This window comes from Gluconobacter sp. P1D12_c (genome assembly GCF_018812105.1).
Lineage (GTDB): Bacteria > Pseudomonadota > Alphaproteobacteria > Acetobacterales > Acetobacteraceae > Gluconobacter > Gluconobacter oxydans_A.
In genome coordinates this window covers 1-397 of record NZ_JACSIQ010000673.1, presented here as the reverse complement: position 1 = coordinate 397, position 397 = coordinate 1, and the positions used below count along the sequence as shown (strand labels likewise).

Below are 397 nucleotides of genomic sequence, written 5' to 3'. Positions count from 1 at the left end.
CTTCACCGTCTGCTTTACCCATCGCCTTTCCAGACGTGTCGCGGATGACAAAAACGCCCTGCTGTCGGTGATCCTGGCGGATGGGATTAATCTTGGTCTGACTCGCATGGCCGACACCTGTCAGGGTGCCACCCTGCGCCAGTTGGCGCATCTGCATGACTGGCATATCAGCGAGGCCGGATACGCCGAAGCCCTTGGCCCTATGGTTGCAGCCCATCGTGGGCTGCCCCTGGCGTCTCTCTGGGGAGACGGCACATCGTCCTCAAGTGATGGTCAATTGTTTCATGCAGGTGGCAGAGGCGCTGCGATCAGCGATATCAATGCGCGCAATGGCAGTGAACCTCAATGCGCGCAATGGCAGTGAACCTGGCGTCAGTTTCTACACCCACATCTCCGA

General features: G+C 58.7%; 1 pseudogene. It reads left to right on the top strand.

The annotated features are described in order from the left end of the window. Window positions 1–397: pseudogene (locus KP705_RS18680) on the top strand (Tn3 family transposase); the annotation flags it as partial.